At 52.6% G+C, this 25,013-nt stretch carries 22 protein-coding genes and 1 pseudogene; 8 read left to right on the top strand and 15 right to left on the bottom strand.

Going from position 1 to position 25,013, the window contains the following annotated elements:
- Positions 1–38: 38 nt before the first annotated feature.
- Positions 39–2,693: a phosphoenolpyruvate synthase gene (locus DQX05_RS03000; RefSeq protein WP_119790783.1), complete on the bottom strand. Its 2,655-nt coding sequence runs from the start codon at positions 2,691–2,693 to the stop codon at positions 39–41.
- A 213-nt stretch (positions 2,694–2,906) separates the two neighbouring features.
- Here DQX05_RS03000 and DQX05_RS02995 point away from each other — a divergent pair, with 213 nt between their 5' ends.
- On the top strand, positions 2,907–3,548 hold the full coding sequence (locus tag DQX05_RS02995; RefSeq protein ID WP_119790703.1) for a TetR/AcrR family transcriptional regulator: 642 nt from the start codon (positions 2,907–2,909) through the stop codon (positions 3,546–3,548).
- 88 nt (positions 3,549–3,636) lie between these two features.
- Here the strand turns inward: DQX05_RS02995 and DQX05_RS02990 are convergent, their stop codons facing one another.
- From DQX05_RS02990 to DQX05_RS02965, 6 genes are all read right to left on the bottom strand, one after another.
- Positions 3,637–4,200 (bottom strand): TetR/AcrR family transcriptional regulator, encoded by a 564-nt coding sequence (locus DQX05_RS02990; protein WP_119790781.1) that lies wholly within the window; start codon positions 4,198–4,200, stop codon positions 3,637–3,639.
- A gap of 49 nt (positions 4,201–4,249) precedes the next feature.
- Positions 4,250–5,938, bottom strand: a complete 1,689-nt coding sequence (locus DQX05_RS02985) for a long-chain fatty acid--CoA ligase (RefSeq protein WP_119790701.1) — start codon at positions 5,936–5,938, stop codon at positions 4,250–4,252.
- A 68-nt stretch (positions 5,939–6,006) separates the two neighbouring features.
- Positions 6,007–7,092, bottom strand: coding sequence for a phosphotransferase family protein (locus DQX05_RS02980; protein WP_119790699.1), 1,086 nt, complete (start codon positions 7,090–7,092; stop codon positions 6,007–6,009).
- Positions 7,093–7,246: 154 nt separating this feature from the next.
- Entirely contained in the window at positions 7,247–8,023 is a 777-nt protein-coding gene (locus DQX05_RS02975) for an SDR family oxidoreductase (RefSeq protein WP_119790697.1), read from the bottom strand.
- A gap of 72 nt (positions 8,024–8,095) precedes the next feature.
- Complete coding sequence (locus tag DQX05_RS02970) at positions 8,096–9,304, bottom strand: acyl-CoA dehydrogenase family protein (RefSeq protein WP_119790695.1); 1,209 nt, start codon at positions 9,302–9,304, stop codon at positions 8,096–8,098.
- 684 nt (positions 9,305–9,988) lie between these two features.
- Positions 9,989–10,549, bottom strand: coding sequence for a hypothetical protein (locus tag DQX05_RS02965; protein ID WP_119790694.1), 561 nt, complete (start codon positions 10,547–10,549; stop codon positions 9,989–9,991).
- 438 nt (positions 10,550–10,987) lie between these two features.
- Here DQX05_RS02965 and DQX05_RS31630 point away from each other — a divergent pair, with 438 nt between their 5' ends.
- The 4 genes and pseudogenes from DQX05_RS31630 to DQX05_RS02935 all read left to right on the top strand — a co-directional run bounded on the left by DQX05_RS31630 (position 10,988) and on the right by DQX05_RS02935 (position 14,402).
- Positions 10,988–11,212 (top strand): Hint domain-containing protein, encoded by a 225-nt coding sequence (locus tag DQX05_RS31630; protein ID WP_259391749.1) that lies wholly within the window; start codon positions 10,988–10,990, stop codon positions 11,210–11,212.
- 514 nt (positions 11,213–11,726) lie between these two features.
- The gene (locus DQX05_RS02950) at positions 11,727–12,362 is read left to right on the top strand and encodes an immunity protein Imm33 domain-containing protein (RefSeq protein WP_119790690.1); all 636 of its coding nucleotides are present in this window, start codon (positions 11,727–11,729) and stop codon (positions 12,360–12,362) included.
- Between the two features lie 760 nt (positions 12,363–13,122).
- Positions 13,123–13,944 (top strand): annotated as a pseudogene (locus DQX05_RS33385) (polymorphic toxin-type HINT domain-containing protein).
- 8 nt (positions 13,945–13,952) lie between these two features.
- On the top strand, positions 13,953–14,402 hold the full coding sequence (locus DQX05_RS02935; protein WP_119790688.1) for a hypothetical protein: 450 nt from the start codon (positions 13,953–13,955) through the stop codon (positions 14,400–14,402).
- Positions 14,403–14,899: 497 nt separating this feature from the next.
- Here the strand turns inward: DQX05_RS02935 and DQX05_RS02930 are convergent, their stop codons facing one another.
- The gene (locus DQX05_RS02930) at positions 14,900–15,433 is read right to left on the bottom strand and encodes a hypothetical protein (RefSeq protein WP_119790686.1); all 534 of its coding nucleotides are present in this window, start codon (positions 15,431–15,433) and stop codon (positions 14,900–14,902) included.
- Between the two features lie 284 nt (positions 15,434–15,717).
- Between DQX05_RS02930 and DQX05_RS02925 the strand changes: the two genes are divergently transcribed.
- Positions 15,718–16,986 (top strand): stalk domain-containing protein, encoded by a 1,269-nt coding sequence (locus DQX05_RS02925; protein ID WP_119790684.1) that lies wholly within the window; start codon positions 15,718–15,720, stop codon positions 16,984–16,986.
- 399 nt (positions 16,987–17,385) lie between these two features.
- Here the strand turns inward: DQX05_RS02925 and DQX05_RS02915 are convergent, their stop codons facing one another.
- The 5 genes from DQX05_RS02915 to DQX05_RS02895 form a co-directional block, all read right to left on the bottom strand.
- Positions 17,386–18,384: an ABC transporter ATP-binding protein gene (locus tag DQX05_RS02915; protein WP_119790682.1), complete on the bottom strand. Its 999-nt coding sequence runs from the start codon at positions 18,382–18,384 to the stop codon at positions 17,386–17,388.
- A complete protein-coding gene (locus DQX05_RS02910; protein ID WP_119790680.1) occupies positions 18,381–19,403 on the bottom strand; it encodes an ABC transporter ATP-binding protein in 1,023 nt (340 codons plus the stop codon). Before DQX05_RS02910 ends, DQX05_RS02915 begins: the two co-directional genes overlap by 4 nt.
- Entirely contained in the window at positions 19,370–20,365 is a 996-nt protein-coding gene (locus tag DQX05_RS02905) for an ABC transporter permease (RefSeq protein WP_119790678.1), read from the bottom strand. The genes DQX05_RS02910 and DQX05_RS02905 overlap by 34 nt, the downstream gene beginning before the upstream one ends.
- Positions 20,362–21,333 carry an ABC transporter permease gene (locus tag DQX05_RS02900; RefSeq protein ID WP_119790676.1) on the bottom strand — a complete coding sequence of 324 codons (972 nt, stop codon included), beginning with the start codon at positions 21,331–21,333 and terminating at the stop codon, positions 20,362–20,364. Before DQX05_RS02900 ends, DQX05_RS02905 begins: the two co-directional genes overlap by 4 nt.
- A 106-nt stretch (positions 21,334–21,439) precedes the next feature.
- On the bottom strand, positions 21,440–22,900 hold the full coding sequence (locus tag DQX05_RS02895; protein WP_259391748.1) for an ABC transporter substrate-binding protein: 1,461 nt from the start codon (positions 22,898–22,900) through the stop codon (positions 21,440–21,442).
- Positions 22,901–22,955: 55 nt separating this feature from the next.
- Between DQX05_RS02895 and DQX05_RS31625 the strand changes: the two genes are divergently transcribed.
- On the top strand, positions 22,956–23,165 hold the full coding sequence (locus tag DQX05_RS31625; RefSeq protein ID WP_259391747.1) for a hypothetical protein: 210 nt from the start codon (positions 22,956–22,958) through the stop codon (positions 23,163–23,165).
- Between the two features lie 188 nt (positions 23,166–23,353).
- Positions 23,354–23,524, top strand: coding sequence for a hypothetical protein (locus DQX05_RS02890; RefSeq protein WP_182914592.1), 171 nt, complete (start codon positions 23,354–23,356; stop codon positions 23,522–23,524).
- A gap of 33 nt (positions 23,525–23,557) precedes the next feature.
- Here DQX05_RS02890 and DQX05_RS02885 read toward each other — a convergent pair whose 3' ends face one another.
- Together DQX05_RS02885 and DQX05_RS02880 are read right to left on the bottom strand one after the other, a co-directional pair.
- On the bottom strand, positions 23,558–24,337 hold the full coding sequence (locus tag DQX05_RS02885) for an amino acid ABC transporter ATP-binding protein (protein WP_119790672.1): 780 nt from the start codon (positions 24,335–24,337) through the stop codon (positions 23,558–23,560).
- Between the two features lie 10 nt (positions 24,338–24,347).
- On the bottom strand, positions 24,348–25,013 hold the full coding sequence (locus tag DQX05_RS02880; RefSeq protein WP_119790670.1) for an amino acid ABC transporter permease: 666 nt from the start codon (positions 25,011–25,013) through the stop codon (positions 24,348–24,350).

The raw sequence follows: 25,013 nt of genomic DNA, 5'->3' as shown, positions 1-25,013 counted from the left end.
CAAATCGCGGTTCGTTCCTGCTAATATAGATGAAGTTATCAGGCCGTAGTATGCGCTGCTTCCAGCACGATCACATACCCCGTGGTGCCGTCCAGGCGAAGCAACTCGCCGTCGCGGATGAGCGTCGTCGCACGATCGACCCCGACGATGGCGGGAATGCCATATTCGCGGGCGATGACGGAGCCATGCGTCATCATGCCGCCAATCTCGGTGATGAGCCCCTTCGCCTGCTGGAACAGCGGCGTCCAGCCCGGATCGGTGAACGGCGCCACCAGAATCTCGCCTTCCTTCAGCGCAGCCTTGCTCGGATCAAGCACGACTCTCGCCCTGCCTTCGACGATGCCGGGCGAGACCGGCAGTCCAATCAAGGCCCCTTCCGGGGCATCGCCGCTGTCCAGCCTGCCCTCGATAATCTCCCCTTCGCTCGTGAAGACGCGCGGCGGCTGCAGCCGCTGATAGTGCTTGAAGCTCTCCTTGCGGGCCGCGATCAGCGATGGAACATCCTCTTCGAAGCTGCCGTTTAGAATCTCCTTCATTTCAGGCAAGGCCAGGAAGAAAATATCGTTCCGCTCGTTCAGGACGCCCTGCGCCGCGAGATCATCGCCCAGCTCCAGCACCGCTTTCCGATAGAGTGCCAAATGACGGACCAGCACGAATTTGTGATGCTCCCGCAAGCCCATGAAGCTGCGATAGACGGTAATCAGGCGGGTCACGATCCGTTCCTTGAACGCTCCGTCTTCCCGACTGCGGACTTGGGACAAAATGCGGCCGGCGGCCCTCTCGGCCTCCTGCTCCCCTTGGCGGAAGCGTTCGCGATGCTCTCCGTGCTGGAGACTGTCCAGATGACCCGCAATCGAGGGGATCAGCATATAAGGCCGTTCCGTCCAACGCGTTCGCATGATGTCAATCTCGCCCGGACAGCGGACGCCGTATCGTTCCAGCCACTGCTCGAAGGCCGCCTTGAATTCCGGACCTCCGGCAATGCCGTCCAGCCCCTCCATAAATCCATCCTCGGCCGCGTTCCGCAAATACGCGACCAGTTCCGGGTAAGGCCGGCATATATCCGCCACATCCCCCAGCTCCAGCCCCATCTCGCCCGTGACATTGAAGGGCAGGGATTTGTTCAGCGTGATCAACTCGCCGCCGTCGAAGTTCCACCATTTCGCCAGCAGCTCGAGCAGATGCTGCGCCACCATGGACGCCACCATGTAGTGAAAGTTCTCGCCCATCAAATAGTGACCTAAAGACTCGAAATTTTGATGAATATACGTTATTTTGTCGGCTCCGCCGCATTCGTCCAAACGCTGCCGGCATATATCCACATAGTGATCCGCTCCGTCCTCGACCTCCGTGTAAGCCGCTTGGCCCTCTCCCTCCAGCATATCCTTGAGCACTTGCGTCGCAAGCCGGGGGAGCATCTCTTCCAGCCCCTCCCAGTCGGAAGAGGACTTTTCCTTGACCGGAAAGCGGTCCAGGATTTGTCTGGCCGCGCTGGCTATCAGGGTGTCCATCTTGCCAATCATCTGCAGCGTCACCTTCCGGGCCAAGCTGTCCTGCAGCGAACGCGTTGCATCCATGAAGAGCCGGCCGCCGGCTTCTACCAGCGGTTCCACGCGGCCCTCCCCAACAAAAGCTCGTTCCCTCGGAATTTGCCAGATCGACATTCCAGCGGGCGACATCGCATCCGTCATCATCTGTATATGGCCGAACGAGAAATAGACATGCAGCCCATCGTCAGACGCCTTCGGTAGCGGAAAAAGGGAAGTAATCGGTCTGGCCTGAACAATGTAGAACTGCCCTCCGGACAGGCACCATTCAATATCTTGCTCCGACCCGTAATGAGCTTGAATCCGCTCTCCCATCCGGGCCAGAGTCACAATCTCCTCATCGGACAGCGCCTGCACCTTCTGCTTCTGCTCGGGGAGTTCTTCGACGGCCGTGCCTCCCTCGGCGAGCGTACAGACAGCCGACTGCTTGCACGAGATCTGCTTCTTCACGATCTCGCCCTGCCTGACCTGGTACAAATCAGGGTTGACGAGCCCCGACACGAGCGCTTCCCCCAGCCCGAAGCTGGCATCAATCGAGATGAGGCTTCGGTTCCCTGTAATCGGATCGGCGGTGAACATGACCCCTGAGACGTCAGGCACGATCAGACGCTGGACGATGACGGCCAGCCGGACGGAACGATGATCGAAGCCGTTGTTAATCCGGTAAGCAATCGCTCGTTCGGAAAAGAGAGAGGACCAGCACTGCCGAATGGCCTCGAAGAGCTGCCGCTCCCCTGTGACATTCAAGAACGTGTCCTGCTGCCCGGCAAAGGAAGCTGTCGGCAAATCCTCCGCCGTCGCGCTGGAACGAACGGCGACAACAGGATGGTCGCCCATCTCTCTCCATGCGCCGTGAATATCTTCAAGCATCTCATCAGGGATGGGCAAGCCGATGATATGCTGCCGCATGCGCTTGCTTAGGGATCGGATCTCCTCGTTATCCTTGGCGTTCAAGAGCTGGAGCTTTTCATAGAAAGAGTCCATTCGAGCCGATTGTTCCACTACCGCATCATAGACAGAAGTTGTAATGCAGAATCCCGGCGGAACGGGAAATCCCGCTTGCCGCAATTCTCCCAGATTGGAGCCCTTCCCGCCCACGATCGGCAAATGGGTCCGATTCACGTACTCCAAATTGACACAGTTCAACAATGGCCTCAACTCCTCAAAACAGGTTAAATTATCCACTGGTACTAGTAAATAGATGTATTATTGAAAACCATCCAATTGGATGAGTATAATTTTACCAAGCCCTGTTTTTTGTTCAATACGCAGTTCGCTGTCATCTGTTCATTACCGTACACATGCAGCCAGATTGTTGATTTTTGGGTAAATAATTTGTAAATAAGAAGGTGAAGCTTGATGTCCAACACGACGGATCGGCGAGTCAAAAGAACGAAAAAACGAATAAGACGCGCATTAATCGAATTGATGAATGAAAAGGAGTTCGGAGCGATCACGGTGCAGGATATTGCCGAACGGGCGGACATTAATCGAGGGACGTTCTATTTGCATTATCAAGACAAATACGATCTGTTCGAACGAAGCGTGGACGACATGCTGGAGGAGCTCGCCAAGGCGGTCGGGCCAACCGAAGATGAAAAGCGGAGCAATACTCATGCGTACCCGGAAAAGCAAGTGATCCGCTTATTCTCCCATTTCCGCATGCATCGCGATTTCTACAAAACGATGTTCGGGGATAATGCCAGAACGTATTTTAACAACCGCTTCACGGAAATGTTATACAAGCAATTCAGCCAGGCCTTCGAATCGTTGAAGCTGACGCCGCGCCCCGTGAACGGCTTGAACAAAGAGATTGTGAGCCACTACGTTCTGTTCGCCCATCTCGGGGTATTGGTGAGCTGGCTGGACCAAGACACGCCCTATTCTCCCGAATATATGGCGAAGCAATTGGAGTCGATCTACGATTACGCCTATTCATCCGGGCGAGCCAAGGAAGAGCAGGCGGTGAGCGCCAATCGGCATCTTTTTGAGGAGAAATAGACGATAAGGGTCCGCCACAACGTGCCAAGAGCCGCAAGGAGTTTGTCCCTCCCTGCGGCTCTGTTCTTCTAGCTGCTTGCTTGCCCTCTTACTTGCTCATCCCGTTCAGGAACAGCTCGGTATAGACAGCCGCCACCTCGGCATCGGACAATGGACCGTCGGGCTTGAACCAGGTATAGCCCCAGTTGCAGGCGCCGAGGATGCTGAACGCCATCATGTCAGCCGGCAGATCATCCCGGAACTCGCCGCTATCCATTCCCCGCTCGATGATAGATTGCACATTCAGCCGGAACCGATCCCGCTTCTGTGTGATAGCCGCGAGATTGTCGCCCGTAATATGAAGGAGTTCACGGAAAAAGATGCGCGCGCTGCCGCCTTGGCCTTCGATGGCCCGAATCATCATGAGGATGATCCCGGACAGCTTCTCTCGCCAGGATTGATCCGGCTGCTCGATGATGCGGCGCTGCTCCTCCAGCATGTAATCAATATACTGCAGATGGATCTGCGTCAGCAGTTGTTCCTTGCTCGCGAAGTAATAATAGAAGGTCCCCTTGGTCACGCCCAGCGTGTCGACAATGTCCTGGATCGAGGCTTCACTGAACCCTTTCGCTTCGAAAAGCGCAATGCTAATCTTCATAATCTTCTCTTTCATGGACGGCTCCAAGTCTGATCTCCCCTCATCGCGTGTATGGCGCCTGCTTCTATTGGGGGCCTGCATGTGCCCGCTGCTTCGCTTTGTCCCAAGCCTCATCCTGGAGCTTGCGCCATAATATTTTGCCGCTCCCGGTCACCGGAAGCGAAGCGACAAATTCGACTACGCGCGGATATTTATAGGCAGCCATATGCCGCTGCGCCCAGCTAATAATATCGTCCTCTGTTACCGTGCCGCACTTGTCTTCCTGCAGGACGACGTAGGCCTTGATCTCTTCGCCCTTTCTCTTGTCCGGCACCCCGATGACGCAGGCTTCCTTAATCGCCGGATGCTTATACAGAATCGACTCCACTTCGGTCGGCCACACTTTGAAGCCGGAAGCGTTAATCATGCGCTTCACCCGGTCTACGATGAAGAAGTAGCCTTCCTCGTCGCAGTAGCCGATATCCCCGGAGCGGAGAAACGGTTGGCCGTCTATCTCGACGAAGGCGTTTTTCGTTGCCGACGGGTTGTTCCAGTAGCCTTCAAATAATTGCGGGCCGTTCAAGATGATTTCCCCTTCTTCGCGGGGGCCCTTCTCCTCCAGCGTGACCGGGTCAATAATGCGCGCGTCCACGTCAAAGGACGGAATGCCGAGACATTGCAGCTTCGGGCGATCGAGCGGATTGAAATGCGTCTGCGCCATCGTCTCCGACAAGCCGTAGCCTTCCACGAACCGGATGCCGGTGACCTGATGCAGCTTCTCGCCGACCGCCTCCGGCAGCCCCGCCCCTCCTCCGGTAATGGCGACCAGCGAACTCAGATCATATTGCGGAAGCTGAGGATTGGCCAGAAAATCAATAATCATCGTGCTGATTCCCGTCCAATGCGTGCATTTGCGAGCTTCAATGAGCCGCGCGGCCGTATTGCGATCCCACCGCGTCATCATGACGATGGCGGCCCCCATATAGATAGGCGTGTGCATGCCGTGCACCATACCGGTCACATGGAAGAGGGGAAGCGTGGACAGCACGATCGATTCCGGGGTCAGCGCTCCCCAGAAGGCCGTCGCAATCACATTTGCTTGCACCGACTTATGGGTATGCATGCAGCCTTTCGGTTGACCGGTCGTCCCGGACGTATAGGGAAGCACCGCCAGATCGCTCCCTGCCGTCTCCGGGACAGAGTGCGATACGATGGCCGCTCCCATCGCTTCCGCCCACGGGATAACTTGAGGGGACGCCGGTTCCAGCCGGGGAGCCTTGACGAAGTCCGGGGCATCCGCGCCCGGATTCGGACAGTAGTCGGAATAAGCGGCGAGAATGATGCGTTCCAGACAGGTCGTTCCCAGCAGCGGCTCGATGCGCGGATACAGCTCCTGGCTGACCAAGCCGATTTTAACGCTGCCGTCTGTGATATAGAAGGAGAGCTCCTCCTTCAGATTCATCGGATTGATCGGCACGACGATGCCGCCGCACCGCATAATCGCATAGTAGGAAATGATGTACTGGGGACTGTTCTGCATGTAGATCAGCACGCGGTCGCCTTGGTCGACGCCCAGATGCATTAAATAAGCGGCCATGCGGTTGACTTCGTCTCTCAACGTTCGGTAGGTGATAACCTGATCATAGTAGATGATCGCCGTCCGGTCCGGATACCGGCGGGCGGTCACATCCAGATTGTCGCTCAGTGTCGTATCCGGCACCGCGAGCGTAAGCGGCATGCGTGCAGGCCAAAACGCAAAATGGGGACGTGTCATCCATAATCTCCTCCTCTTGCATACGAATGGTCAAAAACCCGGAACGGATAAAGTCAGAGCTCAAGAGCTTAAAGCTGTCTTCGTTCCGTCTGCCGCCAAGCATGCGCGATCAGCGCTCGGACAGTGTCTTGGAAGCGGGCAAACCGCTCATCGTTCGTCTGTCCTTTTTTCCAGCGGTAATAGATCTGCTGACAAATGACGGCCAGCTTGAAATAAGCAAACGTCAAATAATACGAAATGCCGGACACATCGCGGCCGCTTCTGGCCGCATAGGCTTCCAGGAATTCATCCCGCGTCATGAAGCCCGGCTGTACCGTCAACGGCGGATGCCCCAGCCCGCGCAGCAGCTCCGGCGGATCGTCCCGCTCGAACCAATAGCTGAGCGCCGCCCCGACATCGGCCATCGGATCGCCGACCGTCGCCATCTCCCAGTCGAACACGCCGGTCATCTCGCTGGGATGGCTGCGGGAAAACATCACATTGTTCAGCTTGTAATCATAATGGATGACGGTCGGAGTCTGCGAAGCGGGCAGCGTATCGATCAGCCACTTCTGAAGCCGCTCCGCTTCCCGAATCTCCTCCGTCTTGGCGCGTTCATAGCGTTCCACCCAGCCCTGGACCTGACGGCGCATGAAGCCTTCCGGTTGGCTGATCGCCCGCAGATTCGCCTCTTCATAGGGCACTTCATGGAGCTGCGCGAGTGTTGACACCATCGTTCGGGATATGTCCCTTCCCAGCGCGGGCGTATATTCCACATGCGGGGGAAATTCCCGATCCAGAATGATTCCATGCCGTCTCTCCATCACAAAAAATGGACTGCCGATCACCGAAGAATCCCCGCAGTACAGATACGGACGGGGAGCAAGCGGGAACAAAGGATGGAGCTGCTTCAACAGCGTGAACTCGCGCTCCATATTATGCGCCCGCGGCGCCACCGGGCCGAGCGGAGGCCGGCGCACGACCGCCTCCCAATCTCCGGCGCGAATCAGATAAGTCAAGTTCGAATGTCCCGCCCCGAACTGCTCGACCTCGATCGAGCCCCCGTCCGGAAGGTCGAGATGCTCCCGTATATACGCCTCAAGCGCGGCAACGTCCAGCTCTTCGCCCCGGCGCACGGGAATCGTGTCCTTCGGCACTGCCTTTTGCTTGGACATCGTTTTGATAAGCCCCCTTTTCCGTACCATTTCTATTCAATCCTGCTCACGGGCATGACTGCTTCCTTCGCCAGCACTGCCGCGGCGCTGCAAGGCTGCCATGCCCCAAGAACGGCCATGCCTTACATTCAGCACGACCGGCACCCTCGCAGCGCTACATGGCCGACATGCCCCCATCCACGGCCAGCACTGCTCCGGTCATGTAATTCGATGCGTCGGACGCCAGAAATACGGCGCTCCCCTTGAGATCGCTGTCCGAGCCAAGCCGCCCGAGCGGAGTAAGACGAAGGATCTGCTCGCTTCCATGATGGAGCACCTCCCGGGTCATCTTGGTCGGGAAAAACCCGGGCGCAATCGCATTGACGCGAATCTGATGCTTGCCCCATTTGGCGGCCAGATCCCTCGTCAACGCGATGACCGCTCCTTTGCTTGCGCTGTAGCCGACGGCATCGAGCCACTGCGGATTGGTTCCGCACAGGCCGGCTACGGAAGCAATGTTGATGATGGTGCCCCCGCCCTGCCCGATCATCATCCGGCCGACCGCCTGCGACATGAGGAACGTCCCCGTCACGTTAATATCCATCACCTTGTTCCACGCTTCGAGCGGCATCTCGACAGCGGGCGCTCCCCAGGAGGCCCCGCTGTTGTTGACCAAGATGTCGATGCGGCCATAGATCTCCGCCGTTCGCTCCGCCACCCGCCGTACCTCGTCCGGGCGTCTAACGTCGCAAGCCATCGCATGGCATCTTACGCCTGTATCCCGCTCGATACGAGCGGCCGTCTCCCGGCACGCTTCCTCCTTCCGCGAGCACAGGACCAGATTGGCCCCGGCTTCCGCCAGCCCTTGCGCGATCTGTGCCCCAAGCCCACGCCCGCCGCCGGTGACGATCGCCGTCTTGCCCGTCAAGTCGAATAATTGCCTGACCTTCATTCCTGTCTCCCCTTTCTGGATGGCAGAAATTGAATTGACTCCCAACAACGTCGCAATCGTTTTCTTTAAGCGTCAATCGTCGTATTTGCGAAGCTCCAGCTTGGCGATGGCGGCTTGATGCACTTCATCCGGGCCGTCCGCCAAACGCAGCGTTCTCGCATTAGCCCAATGCGACGCGAGCGGGAAATCCTCGCTGACCCCGGCGGCGCCCAGCGCCTGAATAGCCCGGTCCAGCACCCGCAGCGCCATATTGGGCGCGACGACCTTAATCATCGCAATCTCCGCCTTGGCGGCCTTGTTCCCCACCGTGTCCATCATATAGGCCGCCTTCAGCGTCAGCAGGCGCGCCTGCTCGATCTCGATTCGCGAGGCGGTGATCCATTCCTGAACGACGCCCTGCTGGGCGAGCGTCTTGCCGAACGCCGTGCGCCGCCGCACGCGCTTGCATAACTGCTCGAGCGCCCGTTCCGCCGCCCCGATCAGCCGCATGCAATGATGGATGCGTCCAGGGCCGAGCCGCCCTTGCGCGATCGCGAATCCTTTGCCCGCTTCCCACAGCATCGAGTCTGCCGACACGCGCACGCGGTCATACTCGATCTCGGCATGCCCGTGCGGCGCATGATCATAGCCGAATACGGGCAGCATGCGGCGAACCCGAACGCCGGGCGTATCCATCGGCACCAGAATCATCGACTGCTGCTCATGGCGCGGCGCGCTCGGATCCGTCTTCCCCATCACGATCGCGACCTTGCAGCGCGGATCGCCCGCCCCGGAAGACCACCATTTGCGCCCGGTCACGATATACTCCTCCCCCTCGCGATCGATTGTCGCCTCGATATTGGTCGCATCCGAGGACGCGACATCTGGCTCTGTCATCGAGAAGCACGAGCGGATTTTCCCTTCGAGCAGCGGCAAGAGCCACTTGTCCTTCTGCTCCCGGGTGCCGTACCGGACAAGCACCTCCATATTGCCCGTATCTGGCGCCGAGCAATTGAACACCTCCGGCGCGATAAGCGAGCGGCCCATTATCTCGCACAGCGGCGCATATTCGAGATTCGTCAGACCCGCTCCGTACTCGTTGTCTGGCAAAAACAGATTCCACAGCCCGGCCCGCCTGGCCTGCTGCTTCATCTCCTCCATAACCGGCGGCACCGTCCACCTGCTGCCGCCCTGCTGGAGCTGCTCCTCATACGTCTTCTCGTTCGGATACACCACTTCATCCATGAACTCCAGCAGCGTACGCTGCATCGACTTCACCTTCTCGGAATAATCAAAATTCACTAGCCTATCCCCCTTCACCCGAAACATACTGACCGGATAGTATGCTGACATGGTACATACTTACATAAACAAAACCCAAAATATTCAATATTTTTGTTTTTTAGTGATGTGAAAACTGGGTGTGTGGTGGAATTTATTTGCGGGGGATGAGGGGCGAGTCGGGAAAAGATGCTTATGGCGAGATGATGGGGATGGGAGGGGGAAATGATGATTCACTCACTCGTACCTCCCCAACAGCTTGAACAAAGCAGGGCCCCTTCCCTCCCGCAGGTTGTGTTGTCCTGCGTTCCCCGGTAGTATGGCCCCCTCCTCGGACTCCCTTCCTGCAGATGGCTCACTTCACCTCCTGGGATTATAGAGCATCTCGCTACGAACGGAGGATTCTTCGCTGTCGCTCCAAGTTCTCAACAGCTTCCATGGCCTTCGTCCATATCCACGAGACTCGGCTTCCTCTTTTTCCCCTCTTTCGAGGTCTTTTTTACGACGCGGCAGGATTCACTTCATTTGGGAAACGACAAAAAAACAAAATAGCCCCGGGCAATCCGGGGCCTATCTTTTTCCGAAACGTATTTTTGAATACACTACCTGCTTCTACAATGGAAAAGGAATCCATTCTGTTATCGGGTACTCTACGCCTAGTGAGTACGCACGAACATACCGTTCTGCTGAAGGTTCTCTCTCTCCCTATGGTTGTTTTATAAATTCAACAGTGAAATCGTTACCTGCTCCTGAACTTGTTACCATGGATGAAGTATTACCTTGATCAGCGAAAAGTGGTCCGTCATCAGCAATTAAATTATATCCTTTTTCGGTTGATTTGACTAAAGTGAAATTAATGCTACCCGTTTCTTGCCCAAAGTAAATGCCCCCCTTTGGATAAAAAGCTGTCGCTGCTTGATAATATAAGTAACGTCCATATTCATTTTCTATAATTTTATGTACTTCGTTTTCATAAATTACACCAGTACCATCAAATGTATAGAAACTTGCATTCTCCATTGATGTTGAGAGACCAACCCATTGTCCGTTAATTATCGATGATAGAGACCAATAACGATCAGAATAATTATTATTACTATCTATTACGCTAACAATATATTTTTGTCCCGCAATAACAGGATTTCCGTCAGTGTCCAAAACGGTATTATTAGCTGCATGTGTAGATGGAGTAGGGAGCGTGAAAAACATTAACATTGCTACTAGTAATACTGGTACTAAAAAAAGTTTGTGCTTAAACAAAGTCATTCTCAAACATCTCCTTAAAAGGGTTTTAAAATCACGACCGTGAGCTAATTCTTAATGCCAATGCATGGAGATAATCTCCAACAACCGGGGCAGCAATATTTGAATCTATTCGATGCTCATTTTTTTCTCGCCATCCTTTCAAAATAACATTGCTTAGATGTGGAAAAGATGCACTTAAAGTTTCGACACCATCTCCTTAAATATGTATATTCTACATATAATTAAAATTACCTCCTAGAAAAATGAAATTAATAATATATTTTAGTATTTGCTGCAAGCTGTCGGATCGCGGTGAACATGAAAAAGTACATTCCATTATTTCTGTTTATTATTTTTGCTTTCACAAATACGCCCATTGCATCTGATTCGTTTGGAGGCATCGCAAACTGCAGCAGCCAATTGAAGAAATCCGCATCGGTGATTTTGTTCTGACGAAGGATGAACGAACAGGGAAAACAGGTCAAAGGAATTACGATAACCACGACGGAAGAGCACCCGTTCTGGGCTCCAGGCCAAGGCTGGCTTGAGGCTAGACACCTAAAGGTAGGTGACCTGCTTCAAAATCGAGAAGGTAAACCGTATCCGATCGACCGGATCGAGATTAAGAAAAACAGCACGACCGTGTATAGCTTCCGTGTCGAAGGAGTACATAATTACGCATAATTGCGGACCCGGGGGAATGAGAAATATCCCGATGAGGGCACCTTCAGGAGGAGGCGGAGGCTCTAGCAAGGCGTCTAAGGGGACAGGTAATGTAGTTCAATCTAGTGTTCAGCAGATAAAACCACCTGCGGAATTCAGTTCTAAAAGTTTATTTGAGAAAGCCAATAATACGTTGAATGGGGCTACGGGTAATAATATTAGCGGCAGAGACACCTTGAAGCCTGGTCCATACGCAAGTGGGTCAATTCAGGCAAGAGGAAAGGGAAGGAATTTTACTAAGGAAGAAAGAAATAAGATAAATGAGTTTGGAAAGAACACGGGTTGCCATACTTGTGGTAATAAAAACCCAGGAACAAAGACTGTGAACTTTATCCCTGACCATCAACCACCTAATTCAACTGTTCCAAACGGCACGCCACAACAATTGTACCCTCATTGTAAGAGCTGTAGTGCAAAGCAAGGCGGGACACTGGGGGCAATGAAAAAGCAGGAAAAAGCGACAAGGAGACCCTGAATGAATACTTATCGTGAAATACAAGTACTAACTGACAGTAGCTATCTATTTACCAATAATCTGTTACCAGTGATAGGCTATGAAATTAAGGTTCTCGACCAAGAAAATAGTCAAGAATGCTTGAATTTTTTGAAGTACTTTATCGACTATTGTCTCGACTACAAACTGCGGATAACTCCAGAACAAACAATCGCATACCATTCATGGTTAGTTCAGCTTTGTCATTCTTCCGATTCTCTTTTATCCGTGTGGGAAGCAAAAAGTGATGGTGATGGATTCAAAGAAGGTATTAGTTACGCAAGTAAAGTAATCAAAGAGCAAGTAAAGATGTGCAATAAATTTGACGTTAGTCCAGGTTTTCCACAATTCAGCCAGAATATTGTCATTTCCAAAGGTGTTTATGAAGGTTTAGGTATTGATGCTGTAAGATACGCCTCGCCGGAGCATATGACGGGTTGGTGGCTTACAACAGATTTATATGATGATAATGTAGACTCGTTAATGAATGTGCATTACTTTCATGTTGCGTTCAATAGGCCGGATTTATTAAAGTATCTCGCACTGCCAAATGGATTTAGATTTTATATTACTGATTCTGAAGAGGATATATGGTTTGACGAAGATGCTTTGGATTAAAACTACAAAAACCTTGATTGGTCACAAGCCTCTCAAGGTTCTTTTTATTGTGGCAAGGAATACACACTCTCATTTCGCGCTAAGGAAGCGCCGCAGGAATGATCCCACGGCTCTTCTCGTGCAACAGTAAGCAGACTCGTGCCAAGCCCTTATTACCCCAACTTTTTCAGCAAACGATCCAGAATAACGGCCACCTCAGCCCGTGTAACCGGCTCGTTCAACGCAAACCCGGTATTACGTCCACCCATGAGTCCTGCGTCAAATCACTCCGGTCGAGGCCTCTGTCCAATACCCTATCGGCACCGTAGCTCAAGACGTTGTACTGCACGTGATTTCAATTCCTCATAGGTACGTTCAAAACCGCCAATCAGATCATCGAATCCATAGTCGTCATCGATTATTTCTCCATCTGCTTAAGTTGCGATCCTCCTTCGCCGCCACAAATGATTAGCACACTATACAAACCCATCATTTCGGAATTTATTACAAATCTTTAAAGTATTTAAAAAAACAAGGACATAATCCACCATTTTTTGCTATACTCAGAAACGTCATTTTTTAACAATACTTATTCCATCCGTCATCATCCAGCCCATATATAGACAATTTTGCTGTGTGACGAGATAAGGGGGAAAGACATGATTAGTGTCCGTTGGCTTGAACTCAACCGGAACATGGACATGAAGTGTATGGACAGCAGCATTCCGTGACCGATCATGAACACGGTATCCGATTATTTTTTTACGACAAGGAGAAGCACATGAAAAAAATTATTTCTTTGATGTTATTTTTTATCCTTTCAGTCACAAGCATTCCTCTTGCTTCTGCTCAATCCATCGCTAATTGCAATTTGCAATGCTTCTCTGCCGGCACACCTGTACTAACGAACACAGGCTTCAAGCCTATTGAAGAAATCCTGATCGGTGATTTTGTTCTAACGAAGGATGAACTTACAGGAAAAACAGGATATAATACGGTTGTTGAACTGTTCCAAAGACAGGCAACCGAGACGTACCAAATTACGGTCAAAGGAATAACGATAACCACGACGGAAGAGCACCCGTTCTAGATTCCTGGCCGAGGCTGGACAGAAGCAAGACACCTAAAGGCAGGTGACCTACTTCAAAATCCAGAAGGCAAGCTGTATCCGATCGACCGGATCGAGATTAACAACAACAGCACGACCGTGTATAACTTCCGAGTTGAAGGAGTACATAATTATTTTGTAACAGAACTGGAGATATGGACGCATAATTGCGGAGCCGGCGGAATAAGAAATGTACCGATGAGTGCTCCTACCGGAGGAGGTCAGTATAGGGTTAATAGGGAGTTACCAAGGCATGGAAATGGAATTCCGAAACCCGATACTCATAATCCCCATACTCAAATCGGCGAAAAACAAGGAAGAAACGGAAGTTATCGTCAAACAAGAGAATTCGGAAAAAACGGGGATTATATCAAGGATACAGATTGGACAAATCACGGTAGAAAAAACCATACAAATCCACATGACCATTATTATATACCCAATTCAACAGGTGGAACAAAACAACGAGGTGGCCCTACCCCGCTACAGTGGTGAGGTGAAAAATGAAAAAACCAGAATTTGTATTAAGGATCGTAAAAACGAAAGAAACTCAACAATTTTCATGTCTCGGAGAACAACTTGCGGAAATTCTATCCGTTATATATGAACAAACTGAAGCATGCAATTGGTATGCTTTTGATGTAGATTTTAACACTCCTCATTCAGAACATTTTTTTACGTCACCGTTTTGTAGGATTGATAGTATTGAACGCTTAATTAATAATTCAAAAATGGTAGACCAATTTCTTTCCGGTGTATTTATAGCAATAAAAGGAGAGGTTGCCGAATGGAATTTAGAGCACCTGCCAACGACTGAAGAAGAGGAAGGACTTCAACACGAACAAGCTGTAGTGGAGATTCGTGCTTTTGATACATCTTATTTTGAGGTTTATGGGCTAGAATCGAAAGTAAAGGAAAAATTAAAGTTGGCTTTCTTGCCATTCTGTCAGTAATATGGCCTTGACCTAGACTGGATCCGTTCCTTTCAAGGTTTTGTTTTCAAGAGATATGAATACACGCGCTAACAGAGCCGCAGGAATAATCCCGCGGCTCTTGTCGTTCAACCGAGAGCAGGCTCGACCCAAACTATCAGAGGGGTAAAATATGGGCGGGATAGATATATAGGAACTCCAAAAACATGGTGCTATTATTGAATCAAGAAGTCGTACATACGAATTTCAATTCCTAATAGGTACATTCAAAACCCCAAAAAACGCCGTCCCTACGCCAATTCTATCAGACAGATATTGCACTACAAGCAATTAGCACCAATTGATAAACAACACACTTTATAAGGATATCTCCGAAAATCTACATTTCACTTCTCATTTCTTCATTTTTCAAGTTGTCGTCGATCATCCGGGGTTTTTACTCTATTAGGGATCGACGACAATCTATATTCATATTGGAGAGCCCAGCCAGAGCTTCCCAACTTGCACCCATCCCGAAGCTATTTACCGCTCTTCGCGGCCAACGCCTCTTCAACCAGACGAAGCTCTTCGGTGTAGCGGGCCATCGCGGCTTTACATTCCACCAGCAGTTTTTTTGCCTCTTCGTACCCCTCTTTGTCGCCTGCCTGCAATCGTTCTGTCATCTTGGCACTAATGTTTTTTCTTCTCTTTTTAAAATTAGGCAATGTTTCGTTTTCCAAATTCCTGCGTAATGCTTGCAATTCCGATGGGCTCATCTCCATAAATTTGTTCGGAGGAGCCGGACTTTCCTTACCCACCGTAATGACTTTATTTAAGCCATCAACCGTAAAACCAACGTCCAGCTCTTTCAGCATAGGGCGTAGCGGAACATAGAGATTTCCCTCAATCAAGGCACCATCCATCGGCTTCCCATTAATCACCACCTTGTATTCCTCGCTAACCTTCTTCCCGGTGAGTGAATAATGCCCCCGGCCGCCAAATGAACAACCCGCAGTCGCAGCCACCGCGACAACGGCTATTCCAAGAAACGGCATATAAATCCATTTTTTCATATCATTTCAACCTCGCAACATAGCAATAATTTCTATATGATACCACTTTTGCGTTGAGACTGTGAAGGCTTCCCCTTCCATTCGCGAGTTCTTGCCAGAATAGCCATGCTCACAGGCGATGAAAGAAACCTAAACCTGCCTATTACCTTTCAAACTGCCATTCATCCCTCTTTTTTCTATCATTTATCTAGCAACTCTCCCTATTTTTGCGTAAAATAGAAACTGGAAAAAAAAGAGTTGCAGATTCGCGTTCGCATCATGTGCGACAGAAAGAGGGTAGTTCTATGAAAAAGAGGCATTATATCTATTCTATGTTGGCGGCGTTATGTATAGCAGCGATGCTGTTCCCGCAGCAAGCCGCGCAGGCCGCCGGAGAGCCGAAGCAGGCAGAAGGCACGAAGATTGTGCTGGACGGTTATCCGCTCGAATTCTCGGCGAAGCCGACAATTATACAAGGAACGACCATGGTTCCGTTCCGCGGCATCGCGGAAGCGCTGGGCATCGAGGTGAAATGGGACTCGAAGACCAAGACCGTCGCCGCGAAGCAGACGACGGCGGATGGGGAGAAGTCCGTGCTGCTGCAGTTGAACCAGAAGACAGCGAAGGTGGACGGGCAAGCTGTCGCGCTGTCCATGGCGCCGTTAGCCAAAGCGGGAACGACATACATTCCGCTCAGCTTCTTCGGCAAGCAGTTCGGGGCTCAGGTGTCCTGGAATGGCGCAACGAAGACGGTCTCCATTCAATCGCCGGCGAAGAAGATGTACAGCATGACTTACTATGCCATCGCTTCCTTCAAGGAGCGCCATCTCCTGACGCAGTTCGATGCGGCAGCATTCGGCTGGGCGCGGCTGCAGGAGGATAGCACGATCACAACCAGCGGCAAAGACTTCTACTGGCCGGAGCCGGCGGGAGAGATTACGCCGGAATCGATCGTGGACGGAGCGAAGCAGGACGGGACGAGCCCTTACCTGATGGTCTTCGCCTCGGATCGCAAGAACGAGCTTACCAATATGCTGGAGGATGAAGCGCTCGCGGACAAGGCAAGGGAAGATATAATCGAGTTGGCCCAAGAAAAGGGCTTTTCCGGCATAGCGCTCGATTTTGAAGGATTGGGACTGTCCGGCGACATCGCCAAGGCGAAGCAGGACTACAACCGCTTCGTTGCGCAGCTTGCCAAGCAAGCCACAGCCGCCGATCTGAAGCTGACGCTCGTGCTGCATCCGCTGAACGGCGCTTATCAAGGATACGATTATAAGACGCTCGCCTCCGAAGCGGACGATATCATTATTATGGCGTATGCGTATGAGGATGAAAAAGCTCCGGAACCATTAGATAAGGTAGACGAGGCGATTCAACTCGCGCTGAAGGAAGTGCCGCGGGATCAACTGATCCTCGGCTTGTCGATGGGCAGCGAGAACAGCAAGTCCGTCTCTTCGGTGATCGGGCTTGCCAAGCGGCATAATCTGAAAGGCACGGCCATCTGGAGACTGGGGCTCATCGGAGAAGACACGATGGCGCAAGTCGAGAAGAGCATCGTGCCGTTGAAGCAGTAACAGGAAGCAGGCCGACCGCGAAGGTCGGCTTTTTTTCGCCTATTTTTCAACTCGTAATGATTCGGCCGCTCTTAGCCGCCCCAGCGCCAACTAGGCAACCGCTGCGACCAAGATCCCGAACAGGGTGAAGACGGCGCACCGTCATTAACCACAGCCGCTACTGGCTCGAGGTCCTGTTCTATCACAAGCAGAGCGTCTGGACGTATATTGCCTGAGAATCCGGCGCCGTCACGCTGCTGATCTGGTGCCTCGCGCCCTGTTCGCATGGAGAGCGCTGCCTGGGGCGCGAACGAAATAATGCCCCTTTCCCGACGCAAGGAAATCGAGATTCCGCTTGCGGCAAAAAAGAAGCATTCGAGATCAAACGACGCGGTGACGACCTAAACGATAACCGCTCCCCTATACCATCACAGCCGACTGCGCATAATCGAGCGGGAAATGACAGGCCACCAGCCGGCCGGGCGTAACCTCCTGAAGTTCAGGTAATTCATCCCGGCACTTGGCCTGCGCGTAAGGGCAGCGCGGGTGGAAGCGGCAGCCGGATGGCGGATTGGCCGGCGACGGCACATCCCCCTGCAGTACAATTCGCTCTGCCTTCCGGTGCGGCGTCGGCCTTAGGATGGCGGAGAGAAGCGCTGCCGTATAGGGATGCATCGGATTGGCGAACAGTTCCTCCGTGCGGGCCACCTCAACCAGCTTGCCCAGATACATGACCCCGATGCGATCAGAGATGTGCCGTACCACATTCAGACCATGCGCGATAAAGAGGAACGTCAGGCCCAGCTCCTGCTGCAGCTTCATTAACAAGTTCAGCACTTGCGACTGAACCGACACATCCAGCGCCGAGACGGCTTCATCCGCCACGATGAATCGTGGATGGAGCGCGATCGCTCTGGCGATGCCGATCCGCTGGCGCTGTCCGCCGGAGAATTCATGCGGATACCGGTTCCGTCTAGAAGCATCGAGGCCGACCAATTCCATCAATTCAACGACACGCTTGTCGATCTCCTTGGCCGATGCCCTCTGATGAACTCGCAGCGGCTCTCCGATAATATCCCGGATATGAAAGCGTGGGTTCAAGGAGCCGAACGGATCCTGAAAGATGATCTGCATCTCCTGCCGCATCCGCCTGAGCTGCTGCGATTTCATCTGCTGCACCGGCTTGCCGTCGAAATACACCTCGCCGCCGCTCGGCTCCTGCAATTGGAGAATCGCGCGGCCCAGCGTCGATTTGCCGCAGCCCGATTCGCCGACCAATCCGAACGTTTCCCCCTTATAAATGCGGAACGTAACATCGTCTACCGCCTTCACGTGGCCGACGACCCGATTGAAAAGCCCGGTCTTGATCGGGAAATACTTTTTCAGGTGGCGAATATCTATAAGCGGTTCTCTTGTCATGAGCGGTTCACCTCAGACTTTCCGTCATCTGCGCCTGCAGTCCATCCGGGTTCATATATCCAGCAAGCCACTTGATGCTCTGGCCGGAATTCGCTTAGGGAAGGCTCGCTATGCCGGCACTTCGCCTCCGCCTTCGCGCACCGCGGGTGGAAGCGGCATCCCCCAGGCAGATGATGAATGCTCGGAATCGTCCCCGGAATCGTATATAATGCCCCGCCTCTTGCCCCCTCCAAGCCCGGAATCGACCGCAATAGCCCGACCGTATACGGATGGGAAGGATGATCGAAGATTTCCTCTACAGTGCCTTCCTCGACGATCTTGCCGGCATACATGACAGCGACCCGGTCCGCCATCTCCGCAGCGACGCCCATATCATGCGTAATCAACATGATCGCCATCCCCAGCTCATCCTGCAACCGCCGCAGCAGATCAAGGATCTGGGCCTGGACGGTAACATCCAGCGCGGTCGTCGGCTCATCGGCAATGAGCAGCTCGGGCTTGCACACGAGAGCCATGGCGATCACGACCCGCTGCCGCATGCCGCCTGACATCTCATGCGGATATTGCTTGGCCCGAATCTCGGGATCGGGGATGCCGACCATGCGGAGCATAGCGACCGCTTGCTTCCAGGCCTCGGCGCGGCTTATCTCCTGATGAAGCTGCAAGCTCTCGGCGATCTGATCCCCGATCGTGAATACGGGATTCAATGCCGACATTGGATCTTGAAAGATCATCGCGATCCGATTGCCGCGAATTCGGATCATCTCTTTCTGGGCCTTCGATGTCAGTTCTTCGCCAGTGAAGCTGATGCTGCCTTCAAAAAGAGCGCCCCCTGCATAATCAATCAACCGCATAATGGAAAGTGATGCCACGCTCTTGCCGCTGCCGGATTCGCCTACAATACAGAGGGTCTTGTCTTTCTCCACGCGAAGTGAAATCCGGTCGGTCGCTTTGGCAATGCCTTGCTCCGTTACAAAGCCTGCCGTCAGATTTTGGACTTCAAGAAGTTTTCCTGCCATTTCTGCAGCCTCCTCCGTGGAATTTTCACTTTCTTGCGCGGGTCGAACGCATCCCGGATACCGTCTCCGATAAAGTTCACCGCTAACACAACAATAAAGATGCACAGCCCCGGATAAAGCGCCTGCAGCGGATCGACCAGCATGAACTGCTGGGCGTTGCTGAGCATCAATCCCCAGCTTGTATCCGGAGATTGAACGCCTAATCCAAGATAGGATAATGCGGATTCGACAAGAATGGCGGTCCCCACCATCAATGTAGCGTTGACAATGATCGGAGCCGTTGAATTCCGCAGCAGATGCCGGCCGATGATGCCCCAGCTGGATACGCCAATCGCCTTCGCGGCTTCGACGTACTGCATCTCTCTCAATTGGAGGAAGTTCCCTCTGACCAGCCGGGCCAAGTTCATCCAACTGGTAGCCCCTAAAATGATAATCATATAACTAAACTTGGAGCCGAATATAGACAAAACCAAGATGTTCAAAAACAAGGTCGGCACGGAGTTCATCACATCGACCAGGCGCATGAAGAACGTGTCGAGCCAGCCGCCAAAATAGCCGGAATTCGATCCGATCGCGCTTCCGATAACGACAGAAATCAGAGCGACGGAGAAGCCGACCAGCATCGATACTTGATTGCTGTATACGAGCCGCGACAGAATATCGCGCCCCAGTTCGTCGGTTCCGAACAGATGGCCTGGGCTTCCCGCCGGCAAGTTCACATTCAAAAAATCGATCGCGGCCGGATCGTATGGAGCGATAATGTCGGCAAAGAGCGCGATAACGATAAAAAAACAGAGAACAATGAAGCCGCCCACCGCAAACGGGTTGCTCATGAACTTCTTCCAGGCCATCCTCCACAAGCCGACAGGCTTATCGTTCGCATCCGGTGCCGGCAGATGAGGCTTGAGTTCGGCACCGGGCCCCTGTTCCGGCTGAAGCCCCTGCAGATTGGTCGTACTCATGCTGACGCGCCCCCTTTACGTCCCAGCTGCACGCGTGGATCAACGACAGCATACAGGATGTCCGCTATCAAGTTCCCTAACACAACAATGACCGCGGTAATCAAGGTAATGGCCATCAATACCGAGTATTCCCGGGCCAAGGCCATCTCGACGAACAGCCGTCCCATGCCCGGCCAATTGAATACGCTTTCGGTAATCGCGGCTCCTCCGACAAGGATCGGCAGATCCAGACCAAGGATCGTAATAATCGGTATCATGGCATTGCGCAGAGCATGGCGGAAAATCACTCTTCTCTCCTTCATTCCCTTGGCTCTCGCCGTCCGGATGAAGTCCTGCTCCAGAACTTCCAGCATGCTGGAGCGCGAATACTTTACATAAGAAGCAAGGAAGCCGAGCGTGAGCACCGATACCGGCAACACAAGATGAAGGAAGAGATCTCCGAGATCCCCTTCCTTCCCCATCGTATACATATCGGATAAGGGCAGCAGATCCAATTTCAACGCGAATAATTCCTGCAAAATAATCCCGAACCAAAAGGTAGGCATCGCGAATCCGATATACGAAATCAGGGATGCGGTCTGATCCGAGAGCCCATATTCGGAGGTGCTGTTATAAATGCCCCACGGTATCGCGATCAGCATCGCAAACAGCCAGGCCGCGCTCATCAGAATGATCGTATTTTTCACCGTAGGCCACAGGATATCGCCTACCGGCAAATTGTTCTTGAACGTATGGCCCAAGTCGCCCTGCAGCAAGCCGCCAACCCACTTCATGTATTGGATGTGGATCGGCTTATCGAGCCCAAGGTTCTTCGCTTGAATCCTTCCGGCCTCCTGAGACAAGCCCGGCGACAGGAAAATTTGCGTCGGGCCGCCCGGCGCCGAATGGATGAGTCCAAAGGTAACGATAGAGATAAGAAACAGCACCAATAGGGATTGCAATATCCGGCGGATTAGAAATTCCGACATGAATCATCCTCCTAGACCATAAAGTGCGTGCCGAAAAATGAGCAACCTATAAAGAAGAGGGGGCAAGCCCCCCCTTCTCAGACAAAATTCTGATGCGCTAGTTACGTTACTCTATCCACCAGTTGATCATTCGGTACATATATCCGTAAGCAAGCCCCGGTTCCGGCTTGTCTTCATCGGCGAATTTTACCTTCGGGCCTAAACCTTGAGGCGTCCCGTATTGGTATAAGAATACATAAGGGAGATCCGTGGTGATTTCTTTGCCAACCTCTTCGTATACTTTCTTCCGTTCGTTCTGATCGACGACGGAGTACCCTTTTACCCACAGTTCATCCAGCTTCTCGTTCTTGTACCAGCCCCCGTTTTGGTTCGGCGGGAAGAATTCCGAAGATAAGATGCTTTCCTGGTTCGGATCCGGATCGGTCAAGGACCATGCTGCCAAGATGGCCTGGAATTTGCCCGGTTCAATGTTCTGTTCTTGCCATGCGGAGAAGTCGATTCCTCTTGGCTGGACTTCAATCCCGACGTCCTTCAAGTTCTGTTGGATGACATTGGCAACTTGTTCGCGGCGGCTGTTGCCTGTATTGTATTGAAGCTCGAAGGAGAAGCGCTGCCCGTTCTTGGTCAAAATGCCATCGCCGCCCGCTGTCCATCCGTCTTCCGCCAACAGCTTCTTCGCTTGCTCCAGATCGTAGTTATAGACGACCGCAGCTTCTCCCGGGTCTGCCCAGGAGCCTGGCAAAAATGGCGAATTCATCAATTGGCCGGTGCCCTTCAGGATGTTGTCAACCATGCCTTGACGGTTGAGCGCATGCGCGATCGCCTGTCTCGTCTTCTGACCGGTGAAGAAGCTCTCGTTGTTAGGGAAGTTCATCCCGTTAAAGTTAAAGCCAAGGTATTCATACAACGGCCCTGGCGCTAGCACGACGCGAAGATTATCGCGGGCTTGCACAGCCGCAAGCTGTGTTACAGGAATCGCGTTTACCGTATCAACATCGCCCTTGATAAGGGCTTGAACTTCTGTATTTTGGTCCGCGTAAATCTTGTAGATGACTTTAGGGATGTGTGGTTTCTTTGCTCCCCAATAATTCGGGTCGGCTTCGAAGCTCAAATACTGCTTCTGCTTCCATTCTGTCCATTTCCATGGACCGTTCGTCACGGTCTGGGCTGGATCCGAGCCATAAGGGTGCTGCTTCAGTTCCTCGACCGGAACGTCCTTCAGAATGTGTTGAGGTACAAGCATGAGTCTAAGGGAGTAGAGAAATGGGGCATATACTTGCTTTAGCTTGATTTCGACGGTGTGGGTATCGATTGTAGTGATGGAGTCGACATGCTCGAATTGACTGATTCCTGGGGAGCCGGTTTTCGGGTTGCGCATCGTATCAATCGTATAGATAAGATCATCCGCCGTAATCGGCTGGCCGTCGCTCCACTTCGCTTCCGGCTTTAATTTGATGGTGTAGGTCTTCGAATCTTCGCTAATCTGAGGAGGCTCTGCGGCGAGGGACCATGGCTCTACAATGACATTCGCTTGACGATCAAGATCGTACAGGCTGGCAAATATCACGTTGGCTGCATCTCCTGAAGCGGTATCACTGTAAAATAGCGGATTCACCGTAACGATGTCGGAGAAATTACTTATCGTGATCGTTCCTCCATCCTTCGGTGTTTGCGCCGTATTTTCTGCTGGTTCCGTCTTGGCTGTGTCGGACGGTGTTGGTTCTCCATTGGGCGGATTCGTCGATGAAGGTGAACCACTGCACGCTGAGACCAGCGTTCCCAAAAGCACCACAAGCAGCATGAATGAAAACCACTTCTTTTTTACCACATAATTCCCCTCTCTCAATTTTTGAATTTTGTATGAAGGATATATTTTCCTAACATTGTACACCAAGCCCTTTCCATTGGGTAGTAAAATAATTAAAATTATTTATAGCCTTGCAGATTTGTTGGAGTTAAAGCTCGTATTTGACAACCGTCTTCGCTTTTTGGCGCTTGCCCTTCCGGGATACGGCGGCATATGATCAGGAAGACGGGCCACCCGTCAACAATGAGCAGCATAATTGATCAAATGGAGCGGTGCTTCAAGCATTTTTACGATGGCTATGCCAAGCAGTATCCGCTGTCCCAGGCGGAACGGGACGTCGTCAATGTGCTGTACAACATCATCCGGCCGTTCCGCTGGGATTAAGTATTGGATATTTGGAATCGTAGCGGATCGCCTTCATATCGCTTGGGAAGCTGCGGCCGGGATATCCTTCATCCAATGGAGACGATGGAGAAATTGCCGCGTCCGCTCCTGGAGTGGACGGTCGAACAGTTGATCCGGCGGGCCTTCCTCGATGATAATCCCTTGATCCAGGAAAATAACCCGGTCGGCCATGGAGCGCGCGAACTGCATCTCGTGGGTGACGATGACCATCGTCATCCCCTCCTGCTTCAGCTCGGCCATCACGTCCAGCACTTCGCCCACGATCTCGGGATCAAGCGCCGATGTGGGCTCATCGAACAGCATCACATCCGGTTCTAATGCCAGTGCCCTCGCGATGCCGACACGCTGCTGCTGCCCGCCCGACAACTGGTACGGATACGCCTCCGCCTTGTCGGCCAATCCGACCTTCTCCAGCAGCTTGAGCGCGATGGCCTGCGCTTCCGCTTGCGCCCGCCGCCGTACCGTAACCGGACCTTCCATCACATTGTGCAGCGCGGTCATATGCGGGAACAAATGATGCGCCTGGAACACCATCCCGGTATGCAGGCGCAGCTTCTTCAGCGCCGCCCGCTCAACCCCTGCCCCCTCACGGAAATGGAGCTCGGCGTCGCCAATGCGGACCGACCCGCTCGTCGGCTGCTCCAGCAAATTCAAGCAGCGCAGCAGCGTCGACTTGCCGGAGCCCGAAGGGCCGATGATGACGACCGTCTCCCCTTTTTTCACATGCAGACTAATCCCTTTCAAGATCGGCACATCTCCGATATGTTTGCGTACATCTCTTATGTCTATCATGTACCTGCTCCTATCGAACGGCGTAGCGTTCAAAATATTTTTCCGTCTTTGCCTGCAGGACGGACAAAATCGTGCTGAACAATAAATAAAGAAGCGCCACTTCGCAATAGATGAGCATATGTTCGTAGGTGGCCGCCGCGATCTGTTGGGCACGCTGGAACATCTCCGTCACCGTAATGGTCGCGGCCAGCGATGTATCCTTCACGAGGCTGATGAACGAATTCGACAGCGGCGGCACCGACACCCTGGCCGCTTGCGGCAGAATAATCCGGCGCAAAATCTGGCTGCGCGTCATGCTGAGCGATTCCGCCGCTTCCCATTGTCCCTGCGGAATCGATTGGATGGCTGCTCGCAGCACTTCTGAGTTGTAGGCGCCGACGCTCAGTGAGAACCCGATCACCGCGGCCGGGAAGGCGCCGATCGTAATCCCCATGCTGGGCAGACCGTAGAAAATAATAAATAATTGCACGAGCAGCGGCGTCCCCCGAATGATCCAGACATAGAAGCGGGCGGCCCACACGAGCGGCCGGATATTCGACAAGCGGGCCAAAGCCGTCAATAAGGCAAGCGCCAGACCAAGCGCGAACGAGATCAGCGTCAGCGGAATCGCGAACAACAGCCCCGATTTAAGCAATGGCCATAACGAATCGATAAATAGCTGTATATTTTTATCCAT

The organism is Paenibacillus thiaminolyticus, assembly GCF_003591545.1.
GTDB lineage: Bacteria > Bacillota > Bacilli > Paenibacillales > Paenibacillaceae > Paenibacillus_B > Paenibacillus_B thiaminolyticus_A.
The sequence above is the reverse complement of the archived record's forward strand: the minus strand, read 5'-3'. Positions and strand labels throughout refer to the sequence as shown.